The 14,004-nt window shown below is 41.6% G+C and carries 14 protein-coding genes and 1 pseudogene; 9 read left to right on the top strand and 6 right to left on the bottom strand.

All coding sequences use genetic code 11. The annotated features are described in order from the left end of the window. The 3 genes and pseudogenes from V7K60_RS27865 to V7K60_RS27855 form a co-directional block, all read right to left on the bottom strand. Nucleotides 1-395: pseudogene (locus V7K60_RS27865) on the bottom strand (hypothetical protein); the annotation flags it as partial. A 441-nt stretch (nt 396-836) separates the two neighbouring features. After that, nucleotides 837-2,006, bottom strand: a complete 1,170-nt coding sequence (locus V7K60_RS27860) for a hypothetical protein (RefSeq protein ID WP_334930378.1) — start codon at nt 2,004-2,006, stop codon at nt 837-839. A 176-nt stretch (nt 2,007-2,182) separates the two neighbouring features. Beyond that, entirely contained in the window at nt 2,183-2,704 is a 522-nt protein-coding gene (locus tag V7K60_RS27855) for a hypothetical protein (RefSeq protein ID WP_334930376.1), read from the bottom strand. Between the two features lie 242 nt (nt 2,705-2,946). On the opposite strand from V7K60_RS27855, the gene nfi reads away from it, so the two are divergent. The 4 genes from nfi (at nt 2,947) to V7K60_RS27835 (ending at nt 6,473) form a co-directional block, all read left to right on the top strand. Then, nucleotides 2,947-3,612 (top strand): deoxyribonuclease V, encoded by a 666-nt coding sequence (gene nfi, locus V7K60_RS27850; protein ID WP_334930374.1) that lies wholly within the window; start codon nt 2,947-2,949, stop codon nt 3,610-3,612. 107 nt (nt 3,613-3,719) lie between these two features. Continuing rightward, a complete protein-coding gene (locus tag V7K60_RS27845; protein WP_334930372.1) occupies nt 3,720-4,268 on the top strand; it encodes an FHA domain-containing protein in 549 nt (182 codons plus the stop codon). A 15-nt stretch (nt 4,269-4,283) separates the two neighbouring features. Next, a complete protein-coding gene (locus V7K60_RS27840) occupies nt 4,284-4,430 on the top strand; it encodes a hypothetical protein (RefSeq protein WP_334930370.1) in 147 nt (48 codons plus the stop codon). Between the two features lie 84 nt (nt 4,431-4,514). Continuing rightward, a complete protein-coding gene (locus V7K60_RS27835; protein ID WP_334930368.1) occupies nt 4,515-6,473 on the top strand; it encodes an FHA domain-containing protein in 1,959 nt (652 codons plus the stop codon). Here the strand turns inward: V7K60_RS27835 and V7K60_RS27830 are convergent. Both V7K60_RS27830 and V7K60_RS27825 read right to left on the bottom strand, forming a co-directional pair. Continuing rightward, entirely contained in the window at nt 6,465-6,782 is a 318-nt protein-coding gene (locus V7K60_RS27830; protein ID WP_334930366.1) for a hypothetical protein, read from the bottom strand. The genes V7K60_RS27835 and V7K60_RS27830 overlap by 9 nt on opposite strands. 197 nt (nt 6,783-6,979) lie before the next feature. Further along, on the bottom strand, nt 6,980-7,228 hold the full coding sequence (locus V7K60_RS27825) for a hypothetical protein (protein WP_334930364.1): 249 nt from the start codon (nt 7,226-7,228) through the stop codon (nt 6,980-6,982). 134 nt (nt 7,229-7,362) lie between these two features. Here V7K60_RS27825 and V7K60_RS27820 point away from each other — a divergent pair, with 134 nt between their 5' ends. The 5 genes from V7K60_RS27820 to V7K60_RS27800 all read left to right on the top strand — a co-directional run bounded on the left by V7K60_RS27820 (nt 7,363) and on the right by V7K60_RS27800 (nt 13,055). Continuing rightward, a complete protein-coding gene (locus V7K60_RS27820; RefSeq protein ID WP_334930362.1) occupies nt 7,363-9,753 on the top strand; it encodes a tetratricopeptide repeat protein in 2,391 nt (796 codons plus the stop codon). Between the two features lie 180 nt (nt 9,754-9,933). After that, nucleotides 9,934-10,188, top strand: a complete 255-nt coding sequence (locus V7K60_RS27815) for a UPF0175 family protein (RefSeq protein ID WP_334930360.1) — start codon at nt 9,934-9,936, stop codon at nt 10,186-10,188. Next, the gene (locus V7K60_RS27810; protein ID WP_334930358.1) at nt 10,178-10,300 is read left to right on the top strand and encodes a hypothetical protein; all 123 of its coding nucleotides are present in this window, start codon (nt 10,178-10,180) and stop codon (nt 10,298-10,300) included. Before V7K60_RS27815 ends, V7K60_RS27810 begins: the two co-directional genes overlap by 11 nt. Nucleotides 10,301-10,402: 102 nt before the next feature. Further along, nucleotides 10,403-10,660, top strand: coding sequence for a DUF3368 domain-containing protein (locus V7K60_RS27805; protein ID WP_334930356.1), 258 nt, complete (start codon nt 10,403-10,405; stop codon nt 10,658-10,660). Nucleotides 10,661-11,288: 628 nt separating this feature from the next. Then, complete coding sequence (locus V7K60_RS27800) at nt 11,289-13,055, top strand: tetratricopeptide repeat protein (protein ID WP_334930354.1); 1,767 nt, start codon at nt 11,289-11,291, stop codon at nt 13,053-13,055. Between the two features lie 246 nt (nt 13,056-13,301). Here the strand turns inward: V7K60_RS27800 and V7K60_RS27795 are convergent, their stop codons facing one another. Then, nucleotides 13,302-13,799, bottom strand: a complete 498-nt coding sequence (locus V7K60_RS27795) for a pentapeptide repeat-containing protein (RefSeq protein WP_334818321.1) — start codon at nt 13,797-13,799, stop codon at nt 13,302-13,304. Nucleotides 13,800-14,004: the final 205 nt, after the last annotated feature.

Genomic DNA, 14,004 nt, shown 5'->3' with positions numbered 1-14,004 from the left:
GTTGGCTCAACTTTGGGTGTTGTTGGTATAGTTGCTTTTGCGATCACAGTTGGCTCAACTTTGGGTGCTGATGGTATAGTTGGTCTTGCGATCGCTGTTGGCTCAACTTTGGGTTGTTGAAGAGATAGATTTGGTGATTCCGCTTTCTGCTGCTTTGGTTCTGGTCGGAATACCTCTGCTGAAGATAAGGTTGTTGAGTCAAAAGGACTCTTGCTAGAAGCTTTATGTATATCTGAATTAACTGACTTCACAGCAGAAACAGGTCTTTTCGGTAAAGCTTTACCACCTGCAATTGAATTTTTAGTAGCCCGGAATAAGGTTTTTTGGGGTATGTGTGTTTCATTGGGATAAACTTCAACTACCTCAATTGGAATCTCTTGCTTAAGCTCAGGCATAAAAGCTGTGAACCAATATTTGCTCCCGATCAGTAAAATAGAGTGTAGAAGGATGGAACTAACTAGACCTAGGAGGATATCGAGGGGACGCACGCTCCGATAGCGCTGAAATTCATGAGAAAAAGCCATGTTATTGTGCTTTTGCGTGATAGATAACAGCCTCAACAGTCTATTTACTGTCTTCTAACTTAGAGGATATCGCATCTGATTCAAGCAAAACAAACGAGATATTGGATAATATCTTCTTTCAACTCGATCAACCTGAAATGGTCAACTGTACCGACTTCAGGACATTCAGCAACATACAATTCTTTTTTGTGAAGAATGGCAGTTAATATTTTGGTCTTTATAGGGTTTTATTTTGATCCGGACAGTCGAGCGATGCCTACGGCAGCAAGCTACGCACTGCTTTTTATAGTTTAGCTTTGAGGTGCGATCGCATTACTTGCCAGCGACGGCATTTTTCTCAGCGTAGTTCATATTTTTCTGATATTCTATAATTTTTTGCTGGGCTACTACATAATTTGGGCTAGAAGATGGTACGTTTTTCATAAATGCGATCGCAGCTTCCCACTGACTCACAACTGTTTTCCACTCATCTGAAGATTTTGCTGATTGAGTAAGGTTCGCTGCATTAATTGCTTTACTTACTGCGTCTCGAAATGTATCAGTTTTAAGTAAAGCAGTTGGTGATTCTGAAGTCACTGGTGAGGGCGTAATTAATACAGATTTTGATGGGATTTGTGTTGAAATTTTAGAAGTTAGGGGGAATATTTCTAAAAATCTTGAAGAAAAGTATATTCCTAGAGAAATTGACAATATTAGAAAAACGAGCAGCCACTTTTTATTTAAATTACGATACTTCCGTCTAGTCTCGACAATCGTAGTTTGTTCATTATTCGATAAAACATTTGATTTCATTTTGTGTAAACCCATTTCTCCACGCAATATATTGAGTTCTTTCTCTATATTTGAACCAATATTTGATTTCTCGGTATCTTTTTCTTTATTGCCAGAATAAGCAGATATTATTCGGTGTCTTACCAAATATTCAATTTGATAAATTAGTGCCCCAGCAGAAATATAAAATAGCTCAAATGTTAATATTATCTTATTAATATTTTCTATTTGCGTATAGTATTCAATTTGTCTGACGTAGTTAGGATTAAGTAATGGTAGAAGTATTGTAGAAAACAAAGTTGCTATCAGTGTAGAAATTGCAATTACAAGCCAAGCGTACAATCCTTCCCACCAACTCATTATTCCTGGTAATAATCCTTGTGTTCTACCTATTTCGGGTGCTTGAATTTCTGATAAAAACCGACTTAAAAGCAAGTGTAAGCAGTGATGAGTCAAAGAAATTATCGGAATTGGAGATAAGATTAACAATATTGTAAATATAAAAAATAATTCTGGGCTATGTACAAAATATACGATGTCATAGCCTAGCTTTCCAGTATTTTTGACTACAAATATAATAACTCTCAAAAGTAGAGTTAAAATCAATGCTTTTAACCAAGAACTAGGATAAGGAAACCATAATGGCCAGTAGTAAAACTTTTGTAGTTTTTGCTTAATAACTTCCTGATTATTCGGCTGTGTCATCATCAATAAATGCAAAAAAATGATAAATTATCGTCTATCTTATAATTCCCTATTTACATCTATAAGCAACATTTTTAAAAATTTTATAGCCATATATTTTAAATTTAGCTGAATTTGTTGTATCTCTTATAAAAATACCGATTGAGATTTTATCTAGACGATTACATAAGGTAAACTAAATCCTAACGTTCCTTTGTAATCATAGAACTACCATTACTAATATTTACTTTTTGGATAAAAACACCAGTACAAGATGATAAAATATCAGTACTGATTTGATTGGCAATAAATTCAAAATCATGGTTTGTTAATCCCTGTACAGTATCACCACTTAAGTTAATACAAATAGTTAGAATTTGAGGATTATTGGCAGACTGTTCATTATCTACTGCTTCTATTTCAGCTTCTGCTATGCTTAAATCAAACTCTTGACTCCAAACTGGAAAATCTTTACCTGCTTGTTGTCCATAAACTTTCACTCTTTCAATAGATGCAGCCCCTAAAGCCGTTAACCCTTTGCGGATAAATGCAACTAAAATTTGCTGATTTGGTACTTCGGCAGATTCTAGCATTACCTCCAAGCGAGCATCGTGGAAAGTGACTTTTGCAGCGATCGCTTTGGGGTGTAGGTGGCGATTTATCAGAGATGCGATCGCTTCTGCATCCCCCTGCTTTGCAAGTTTTAGAATATTTGGCTGTGTCATAACCAGTAAAAGAGAAAATCTAGAAAAATCAACTTATATTCTCAGGATTCCCTCTTGACAGCCTTAAGTAACATTATAATGCAAGATATCAGCTAACTGGGGCTAAAATATTTAGTATAAAGATAGTCTTTCACAGACTTTCGCAAAAATATATTTTCCCTGTCTCAACATTAAAAACTCTTGTTTTTGTGGTTGCCAAATTAACAGGATTAATATTAATCAGTTTAATTTTAATTTTCAGTATGAAGTTTTCTCGAAATCATGCCTGGCCTTCGACGCTAGAAGAAGCCATAGTTATCCAAGAAACGCTGCAAAATCAAGTAATTACTGAAGATCAACTGCAAGAACCTATCCAGTATGTTGCTGGAGTGGATATGGGTTTTGAAGCTGATGGAACCATTAGCCGTGCCGCTGTTGCAGTACTGAGTTTTCCTGATTTGCAAGTAATCGAGACAAGCCTAGCATATCGTCCTACAACCTTTCCTTATGTTCCTGGGTTCCTCTCATTTCGGGAAATTCCAGCTGTCCTCGATGCCCTGGAAAAGATTAAAACAACACCAAATATTATCTTGTGTGATGGTCAGGGAATTGCTCATCCCCGCAGATTAGGTATAGCTAGCCATTTAGGGTTACTTATAGATATGCCGACAATTGGTGTAGCTAAGTCCAGGTTGGTAGGTAAGTATGAGGAATTGGCAGAAACTAAGGGTAGCAGACAACCACTAATATATAACGGTAAAACCATTGGGGCAGTTTTGCGATCGCGCACAGGAGTAAAACCTCTATATATCTCCAGTGGTCATCGAATTAGTTTACCGACAGCGATTGACTATGTATTACGCTGTACGCCCAAATATCGGCTACCAGAAACTACACGCATTGCTGATAAATTAGCATCGGCAAAATAAAGCTTGTTGAAGTTTTTTCTAAATACTTGCTTGCACCGACTCAATCGTGTTAGGAATCGCACAGAAAGAAGTTGAAGTAGCTAAATACGATTTACGAAGTTAGAACCATGAACGCACTAACTTTACAGTGGCACGATGCAGGTCAAGATAAAACTCAGAACATTTACGAACAACAGCTAAGTCAAAATCATGGCACTGTCCGCATCGGTCGCGACCCCCTCCGGTGCGATATTGTTCTGAGTCATCTTACTGTGTCTGGTCTGCATGTTGAAATATTTTTTCATCACCAGCAACAACGCTTTTATATCAGGAATTTGCGATCGCAAAATCCCCCCGTTGTCGATGGACGGCAATTAGTCCAAGGTGAAATGCCTTTAACTGAGGGCACTAGTATCTCTTTGGGACAAATAAAACTCAATGTTACTAGCATTTCCACAGGTAGTATTCCAGCAACAATTTTGTTACCACCCAATCCAGTAGTAAATCTCGGACATCACCACCATCCACCAACACCCTCCGCACCACCGCCAGGAGTTTATGGCTTAGAATGCCCCAAATGTCATAAAGTTTCCCCAGGAGAGAATCTACAAATTGGCTGTCATTGGTGTGGGACATCTTTAGCTGCGGCTGTGAGTGTGTTGGTAGTTAGGAGTTAGGGGGATGAGGGGGATGTGGTTCGAGCTTCGCTCACCAACCGGGAAATGAGGGGGATGAGGGGGATGTGGTTCGACTTCGCTCACCAACCGGGAAATGAGGGGGATGAGGGAGCAGGGGAGGCAGGGGGAGAAGAATTAATAACCAATGCCCACTTGCCCTGAGCGAAGTCGTTCGCGTAGCGTCTCGCAGAGAAGGGATGCCCTATGCCCAATGCCCTATGCCCCATTACAAATGACAAATGACCAATGACAAATGACTTACAAATCCAATTGAGTTGGGAAGAACCAGCGACGGGAGAACGGCGAGAACCACTGTTAAATATGCCGATCGCTTTTGGTCGAGAATTCGCTCGCTTACCTGCTGAACTCAGGGGAGTGCGCGTTTCTCGGATGCTGCTTAACAGTAATGAAGTTTCTCGCTACCATGCCCTAATTGACTGGGAACAAGACCATTTAGTAGTGATTGACCAAAACAGCGTTAACGGTGTCTATGTCAATGGTCAACCACAAACACGCAGTGTTTTGGTTAATGGCGATACGTTGCAAATTGGCCCGTATCTGATTGCAGTGACATTTGGCGCTAACGCCTCTGCACCAGATACTAGCCCCCCTTCAACGATTCACTTCAACGCAAATACCAATCACCCAGACCCCAGCTTGCCTGTAGTTCAGCCGCTAACGCCCTTGGCAAGTAATTTCCCGCCATTAGCATTTCAGGCGGAGACAGTTGCTCTACAAGCACTTCATGCTACGGGATTACCAGTAGATGAATCTGATTATCTAGCGATCGGGGCGGGATTGGGTAGCTTTTTATGGGCTGATTTGCTGCGAATTAGTGGTGTACGTGCTGACAAAATTGTGGCTTTGGGATTAGAGGCAAAACCTTATGCCCGTTACAAGCGCCTCTGTTTGAATTCGCAAATTCCCTTATATGAAAGATTGCGTTCTAATTCTGACTCTTGTCCCGATAATATTTGGGGTTGGCCTAGTTATGCCTTGCGTGAAGCTTGGGGAGACTTAGCCAAGGGAGAGATCAAGTCAGCATTCAAGTATTTATGGCAAGTGTTTGCTGAACCAACATTTGCAGAAACTTATACTCCCCGTGCGGGTAATGTCTTTGATTCCATAGACCGGGAGACGAAGCGCATAGACTGGAATCAAATTTATCGCTATGGGCGAGTTAGGGTAATTCGCAAAACTGATGACGGTAGATATTGCGTAGCCTATTCTCGCGGCCCAGGAAATTATGCTTTTTTAGTTAGTCGTTATTTACATTTAGCTACTGGATATCCAGCAATTCAGTTTCTCCCAGATTTGCAAGCTTATAGAGAAAAATATCAAGACTTTAAATCTGTAGTCAATGCTTATGAAGCCCACGATCATGTTTATGAGCAACTAGAGCAACATGGTGGTACGGTATTGATTCGGGGGCGGGGAATCGTGGCTTCGCGGATTGTGCAGCGCATTTACGAAGCTAGAAAACGAAATCGGAATATTGCAGTTTTGCATTTAATGCGATCGCCTAAACCCCAAGGTAACAAATTTCAAAGAGCCACGCGCTTAGTCAAAAATCATTACGAATTTCAACCCTTTAACTGGCCGAAAGCCTGTTGGGGCGGCGAACTCCGGGCAATGTTAGAAAAAGCTACTCCCGATGAACGCAAGCGTTTACTAGCAGACTGGGGTGGAACTACCACTGCCGACCGCCGAGATTGGCAGCAAATTACTGCCCAAGGGATTAGCGAAGGCTGGTATCAAATTACCTTCGGTGAGGTGCTGGATGTGGAACGAAATGCCCAAAACCGCACTATTACCCGTATCCGAGAGCAAAGCTTTGGGGAAATGAAATTGCTAGCTGATTTTATTGTTGATGCTACCGGACTGGATGCCAAGGTAGATGCCAATCCCCTGTTAGCAGATTTGGTGAAACATTACAACCTCCCAGTGAATCACTTGGGGCGATTGACTGTAGCGAACAATTTTGAATTAGTAGAAATGCGTAGTGATAGAGGTCAAATGTATGCTGCTGGAGCGATTACTTTAGGTGGCCCTTACGCCGCAGTTGATAGTTTCTTGGGCTTGCAGTACGCCGCATTAGTCGCTGTTGATGGACTGGCCGCCGCTCGTGCGCCTGGAATCCAAAGGTTGAATGTTGTAAGTTCCTTTGGGCAGTGGTTGAAGTGGGTGTTAAATCAGTCACCTTAGTATAAGGGGGCAGAAGGCAGGAGGGATAGAGTATTTATCTGGCTGTTTTGAGTAGCAAATCCCAACTTCGAGGTTAAAAGGTGCAACTTCGAGGATAAAAGGCTCAACGTCGAGGTTAAAAAGTGCAACTTTGAAGATAAAAGGTACAACGTTGAGGTTAAAAGGCTCAACGTTGAGGTTAAAAGGCTCAACGTTCAGGCTCAAAGGCTCAACATTCGGGTTCAGAGGCTCAACGTCGAGGTTCAAAGACTCAACATTCAGGTTCAAAGGCTCAACATTCGGGTTCAGAAGCTCAACGTTGGAGTTCAAAAGCTCAAAGTTTCAAGTGACAGGCGATACTTTCAGCCTGCATGCGATTCAAATCGCAGGCTAACACCATAAGTCAGTTAAAACTGACTCAAATTAACTAAAATTTAGTCCGTTTGAATGGACTTAGGCTATTAGCCTCGGAATTGATTCCGAGGCGGGATAGCAACGAAGCGAAGAATTTGCCTTTGCAAGTACCCCTACTTTGTTTTTTCGCTTGTCAGGCGTACTAAAGTTTTAACTAAACCCGTAATCGCCACAATCACAGAGGCAATTCCCCCAATAGACAATGAAGTTAAAATTGCCGCCGCAAGAATAATTTCAGTAGGACTGTATCCATCTCGCATCCAGGTAGATGGATTCTCTACCGATGTTGGTGAGGCAGGAATTAATTGCGAAGTTTGGGTGGTTTGATTAGCGTTGACTGGAGTTGTTAAGGCAGTTTTCATGGCTAAACCTCTTCTAAATGTTTCTATGCAAATGGTATTTTTGCCAGAAGAAGAGGAGATTCCCTAGAAATGGAGACAAAGTAGAGAGAAAGTAGAAATTAAGTAGAATCGAGAAGAAATCTCACAAGCTGTCTATGCAATGGGCTGATTTTCTAGCCAATGAAGCTGCTACTCATAGCTTATCCCCAGAGCAAACGGCAGCTTTTGTAGAGCGTTTGAAGACTGAAAACTCAGGCAAGAGTGAGGCAAAACTTGCCAGCGAGTTGAACATCGGTGCGGCTGCTTTCAAAAAGCGGATGACTGAGGTTTATGACAAATTTGCCCAGAGTTATCCTGAATTAGCCAATTCTGAAAGCCGGGGTAAGCTAGAAAAGTTACGGGCTTGTCTGACAGCGAAATATAATGGCGGGCAATATACCCAACCCACAATTAAAGAAATTCATCAAAATATTCCCCCTGCTGTGCCATTTGAAAAATTTGTGGGACGTGAGACGGAACTACAAAACCTGCACTCCTCATTACAAACATCTCAGCAAGTTGCAATTGTAGCTGTGGCGGGTATGGGTGGAGTCGGCAAAACTGAACTCGCTACCCAATACACTAAACAGCATTTGCAGAAATATCAAGGTGGGGTTTGCTGGTTGTCTGCACAGGGAATTGATGTCGGAATTCAGATTCTCAGATTTGCCCAATTGAAATTTAAACTCATTGCACCAGACGATTGGGAATTAGCAGATAGGCTGAGATACTGCTGGCAAAATTGGCAACAAGGTGAAGTACTGCTGGTGTTTGATGATGTCACCGACTACAAAACACAGGTTCAGCCTTATCTACCCCCAGAATCACCCCGGTTTAAAGTATTGCTGACAACGCGCCTGGGGTTTGATAGAACTTTGCCGCAATTATCTTTGGGTGTTCTCAAACCATTGGCGGCGATGAAATTATTAAAATCGCTGGTTGATAGAGAACGGCTGAAAAGCGAACCTTGGGTTGCGAGAGAAATTTGTAAATTCTTGGGATATTTGCCTTTGGCGTTAGAGTTAGTGGGGCGATATCTGGATACAATGCCAGATTTGTCTCTGGAAACACTGCGGAAGCGGCTAGAGAAAAAGCGACTAGAACACGAAGCAATCGCCAAGGCTAAACCATTGATGCGTTATGAATACGGTGTCGCTGAAGCTTTTGCATTAAGTTGGGAACAGTTGGATGAGAAAGCACAAGGCTTAGGCTGTTGGCTGAGTTTGTATGCTTTGGCTGATATTCCTTTTCCTGTTAAGGCGATAGAAGATGACGATGAACAAGAATTCTGGGAGAAAGCTATAGCTGATTTGCGAAAACTGCATTTAATACAATGGCAAAGTAAAGGAATTTATCGTCTACATCCACTGATTCGGCAATTTTTCCAAATGAAGTTGGATAAGTCAAGTAATGCAGATGAGGTTAAAACTGCTTTTGTAGCGCAGATGGTAGAGTTGGCACGGACAATTTCTCAACAGCCTAATCGTGAAGATATTCTCAACCTCACTCTTGCTATCCCCCATATTGCAGAAGTTGCAACCCACTTATCCGAATATCTCAGCGACGAGGATTTAATTAGACCGTTCACAGGCTTAGGCTGGTTTTATCAAGATCAAGGGCTTTATCAGCAAGCAGAACCTTGGTTGCGGCAGGGTGTCAAAATTACTGAAAATCGCCTGGGTTTGGAACATCCCGATGTTGCGACTAGCCTGAACAATCTAGCAGCACTTCATAAATCTACAGGACGCTACAGCGAAGCCGAACCCTTGTATAAGCAGGCTTTAGAACTGACAAAACGCCTGCTGGGAGACGACCATCCTATTGTCGCCACTAGCTTGAACAATCTGGCAGAACTCTACCGTTATACCGCACGCTACAGCGAAGCCGAACCTCTGTATCTGCAAGCTTTAGAACTAAGACAACGTCTGCTGGGAGACAACCATCTCGATCTCACCAATAGCTTGAACAATTTAGCATTACTTTACGGTTCTACAAAACGCTACAGCGAAGCCGAACTGTTGTTTCAGCAAGCTTTAAAACTAAAAAAACACCTACTGGGAGATAATCACCCCGATGTCGCTATTAACCTGAACAATCTAGCAGCACTGTATAAATCTACAGGACGCTACACCGAAGCCGAACCTTTGTTTCAGCAAGCTTTGGCACTGAAAAAACGCTTACTGGGAGATAATCATCCCGATGTCGCCGCTAACCTGGATAATCTAGCAACACTTTATCAGTCTACAGGACGCTACAGTGAAGCCGAACCCCTGCATCTGCAAGCTTTGGTACTGAGAAAACGCTTACTGGGAGACAACCATCCTGATGTTGCCACTAGCTTGAACAATCTAGCAGGACTCTACTGTTATACAGGACGCTTCAGTGAAGGCAAACCTTTATTTGAGCAAGCTTTAGCAATTTGTGAAGGTACTTTAGGGGTAGGTCATCCCGATACAATAATGGTTCGGGGAAATTATGCAAGGTTTTTAAAAGAACCATATCCCTAACGATCGCACCCTTTCACAAAATCACACCAAATTGATGCCACACAATAGTTGTAGTTCAAATTTTAGCAGCGATCTTCCCCTCATAACCAAAGTACAGTAAAGAATAGAGCGTAGACGTAGCCCGTCGTAGACATCGCTTTGCGGTTTCAAATTCCAAACGTCAAATTTGAGGATAAATTTATGCGAACAGTACTAATCCAATTACCAGAAACAGTATTTTCAGCACTTCGTAAAAATCCTGAAGAATTTATCCAAGAAATGCGAATTGCCGCAGCAGTTAAATGGTATGAATTAGGCGACATTTCACAAGCCAAAGCAGCAGAGATTGCTGGGCTAACTCGTGCTGAATTTATTAATGCCTTATCACGCTACCAAGTAGATTTTATGCAATATAATGCCCAAGAGTTAGCCCAGGAAGTGGCAAATGTCGATTAATCGTGTAATTATTAACTCTTCACCTTTGATTGTTCTTTTGAAAAGTCAGCAAGCAAAATTAATTCCCCAATTATTCACAGAAGTTTTAGTTCCATTCGGTGTTTTTGAATAAGTCACAACAAAAGATGATGTCGCATCAACACAATTACCCAGTATTTCTTGGATACAAATAGTAGAAGTTAATACTATTGCTCCTGAAGTAGCAGCTTGGGATTTGGGAAAGGGAGAATCACAAGTATTGAGTTTGGCACTAAAAAATTCAGACTGTGCCGCTATTGTTGACGATAGGGCAGCACGGCGTTGTGGTCAAGCTTTAGGCATTATTACTATCGGAACCGGAGGCTTGCTGATATTAGCAAAAAGACGTGGAATAATCCCAAGCATATCTCCTGGAATTCAAGCTTTGCGTGACGCTGGTTTGTGGTTATCCGATAGTTTGATCAATTTACTCAAACAACAAGCAGGGGAATAGCGATCGCTCATCAATGCTAACTTCAAACAGCGATACCTTCTCTGCGCAAGATCCCCGAAGGGTACGGTAAGCTTCTCTTCGAGACGCTGCGCGAACGCTAACGCTCCCTCTTAATCTCTTTCTCCGTGTCCTCTGCGCTTGGAGCAGTTTGATTCTCATGCCCCCTCATATCCAAAGTACAGCGAAAAATAGAGCATAGGCGTAGCCGGTCGTAGACATCGCATAGTTTATTTTGAGTACAAACCTCGAAACTTGAGGTTCAAAGGCTCAAGTGTCAGTCTCAAAAGCTCAACGTTGAGGTTCAAACGCTCAAGTGTCAGCCTCAAAGGCTCAATCATCAGCTTCAAAGGCTCAATCATCAGCTTCAAAGGCTCAATCGTCAGCCTCAAAGCCTCAAATGGCGATGCCTAATACCGTTTCACTTTAATAATGATACGAATACGTTGGTAGGGGCATAGTATTGCTGTGCCCCTACCAGAAATCTATATGTATCAGGGTTTGTGTGAAATGGTATAACGGCAAGCCACTGCTTTTAAATGTTTGTATACAAATTGTATTTTCACCCCGAAGAGAGTAGATTTCCAAATGCAGACAAAGTAGAATCAAAAATAAATTTTACAAGCTGTTTATGCAATGGGCTAATTTTCTAGCCAAAGAAGCTGCTACGAATGGCTTATCTCTAGAGCAAACGGCAGCTTTTGCAAAATATTTTAAGACAGAAAACTTAGGTAAAACTAAAGTTAAACTTGCCAGCGAATTAAACGTTGATATTCCTGCTTTCACAAAGTGGATGGGTGAGGTGTATGCCAAGTTTGCCCAGAATAATCCTGAGTTAGCGACTTTCAACAATCGAGACAAACTAGAAAAGTTACAAGCTTACCTAAGCACAAAATATAATAGCGAATTGGATGTCCTCAAACCATTGGCGGCGATGAAATTATTAAAATCGCTAGTGGTTCGAGAACGACTGCAACAAGAAGCTTGGGTTGCTAGAAGAATTTGTAAATTTTTGGGATATTTACCTTTAGCGTTAGAGTTAGTGGGACGATATTTAGATAAAATGCCAGATTTGTCTCTGGAAACACTGCTGAAGCGGCTAGAGAAAAAACGAGTGGAATATGAACCAGTAGTCAATGCTAACTCATTGATGCCTGATGAATACGGTATAGTTGAAGCTTTTGAATTGAGTTGGGAACAGTTGGATGAAAATGCACAAAGCTTTGGCTGTTTGCTAAGTTTGTGTGCTTTAGCTGACATTCCCCTATCTGTTGAGACAATAGAAGATAACAAGAAACAACAACTCAACGAGAAAGCCATAGCCGATTTACTGGAATTGCATTTGCTACAACAGAAAAGTAAAGGAATTTATCGTCTAAATCCACAGATTCGACAACTTTTACAAGTGAAGTTGGATAAATCAAGTGAGGCGGATGAAGCAAAAACTAAATTTGCAGCCATGATGTTAGAGGTAGCAAAGCTAATTCCGCAACAGCTTAACCCTGAAGATATTCTCAACCTGACTCCACATATCCCGCATATTACAAAAGTTGCAACTCACCTATCCGAATATCTAGGCGATGAAAATCTAATCACTTTGTTTACCAAATTAGCCTGGTTTTATCAAAATCAAGGACTTTATCAGCAAGCAGAACCTTGGTTGCAACGGTGTATAGAAGTAACTCAAAATCGTCTTGGTTTAGAACATATCGATGTCGCCACTAGTCTGAACAATTTAGCAGTACTCTACGAAACTACAGGACGCTACAGGGAAGCCGAACCCTTGCTTGAGCAAGCTTTAGCACTAAGAAAACGCCTGCTAGGAGAAGAACATACTGATGTCGCTACTAGCCTGAGCTATTTAGCATTAATCTACGAATATACAGGACGCTATAGCGAAGCCGAACCTTTGTATCAACAAGCTTTAGAACTGTGGAAACGTTTAGTGGGAGAAGAACATCCCCATGTTGCCACGAGTATGAACAATTTAGCGGCATTGTACTGTTATACAAGACGCTACAGTGAAGCCGAACCCTTGCTCAAGCAAGCATTAAAACTGAGAAAACGCCTGCTGGGAGATAACCATCCCGATGTTGCCACCAGCCTGAATAATTTAGCACAACTTTACGAATCTACAGGAAGTTACAAGCAAGCCGAACCTTTGTATGAGCAAGCTTTAGAATTGAGTAAACGCCTGCTGGGAAATAACCATCCCGATGTCGCTATTAGCCTAAACAATCTAGCAGCACTCTACCGTTATACAAGACGCTACAGGAAAGCCAAACCCTTATTTGAGAAAGCTTTAAAAATTTGTGAACGGACTTTAGGTATAAGTCATCCGACAACTATGACGGTTCGGGCAAATTATGCCAGCTTTTTAAGAGAAGCATATCACTAGCGATCGCTGCGCGTAATTCGTAATTCGTTAAAAAAATATCCCCCTCTGCACTAGCGAAGAAGCAGGCTGGTTTCATACAAGCAGAGAAAAACTAAAACTGGGTTTCAAAGCCTCTACCGCACGGGGGGAGAGGAATGGAAGTGAGGGAAAAAGCCTGGACACAAAACGAGAAATCAAGACTTATGTATTTTTCTTTTTTCGGATGAAACCACCCTGCTCTCCACTAGCGAAGAAGGGGGTTAGGATTTACTTACATCCTAAAGATTTGCGAGTATCCACCCCAGTTTTAGAATTCACACCACTTGCCTTAACACAAAGCTTTTTCACTTGTATCCCATCTAAAATTGCATTCGTAAAATCAGTACCTGTGACATCCACGCCATCAAAAGTAGAACGCAACATCATTGCATCAGTCAACACAGCATCACTAAAATCAGCATCCTTAAACTTTGTTAGATAGGCTATGCCTTCACTAAAATCAGCACCATGCAGATTTACTCCCTGCAATACGCTACTGTTAAATACGCCACCACGTAAGTCAGCATTGCTAAAATTAGCATTCTCTAGTTTTAGATTGGTAAACTCAGTACCAATTAAACTTTGGCCAGAGTAATCCTTGCCCTTAAGTTCATCATTACCTACAGAACGGGTAATACTGGAAGAACTTGCAGCTTGTGCCGATAGGGGAAACAAAAAAAGAACCATAGCTAAGACAAAGCTAGCTAACAGTTGCCAATATTTCATAATCTCTTCTTAATAAATCTCAACATTTCCACCATTAACTATTAAACCTTACAGAAGGGGACAAAGGGGATGGGAGATGAGGGGAATAACCAATGACGCCAGTTGCTTCAAGTCGGGCATTGCCCGCCCAACGCACTGGCTCCCCAATGCCCAATACCCAATTCGATACACAAGACTGTAAAACCAGAAAGCATCTCGTAGGATG

It is taken from the genome of Nostoc sp. (assembly GCF_036917555.1).
Classification (GTDB): Bacteria; Cyanobacteriota; Cyanobacteriia; order Cyanobacteriales; family Nostocaceae; genus Nostoc.
Note: the sequence above shows the minus strand (reverse complement) of the source record. Positions and strands in the feature narration are given on the sequence as shown.

Coding starts and splice junctions, on each gene's coding strand:
- nfi (WP_334930374.1), top strand. CDS start 2,947: ATGAAGTTTTCTCGAAATCATGCCTGGCCTTCGACGCTAGAAGAAGCC.
- V7K60_RS27815 (WP_334930360.1), top strand. CDS start 9,934: ATGCGAACAGTACTAATCCAATTACCAGAAACAGTATTTTCAGCACTT.
- V7K60_RS27845 (WP_334930372.1), top strand. CDS start 3,720: ATGAACGCACTAACTTTACAGTGGCACGATGCAGGTCAAGATAAAACT.
- V7K60_RS27825 (WP_334930364.1), bottom strand. CDS start 7,228: ATGAAAACTGCCTTAACAACTCCAGTCAACGCTAATCAAACCACCCAA.
- V7K60_RS27820 (WP_334930362.1), top strand. CDS start 7,363: ATGCAATGGGCTGATTTTCTAGCCAATGAAGCTGCTACTCATAGCTTA.
- V7K60_RS27795 (WP_334818321.1), bottom strand. CDS start 13,799: ATGAAATATTGGCAACTGTTAGCTAGCTTTGTCTTAGCTATGGTTCTT.
- V7K60_RS27800 (WP_334930354.1), top strand. CDS start 11,289: ATGCAATGGGCTAATTTTCTAGCCAAAGAAGCTGCTACGAATGGCTTA.
- V7K60_RS27855 (WP_334930376.1), bottom strand. CDS start 2,704: ATGACACAGCCAAATATTCTAAAACTTGCAAAGCAGGGGGATGCAGAA.
- V7K60_RS27835 (WP_334930368.1), top strand. CDS start 4,515: ATGACAAATGACTTACAAATCCAATTGAGTTGGGAAGAACCAGCGACG.
- V7K60_RS27810 (WP_334930358.1), top strand. CDS start 10,178: ATGTCGATTAATCGTGTAATTATTAACTCTTCACCTTTGATTGTTCTT.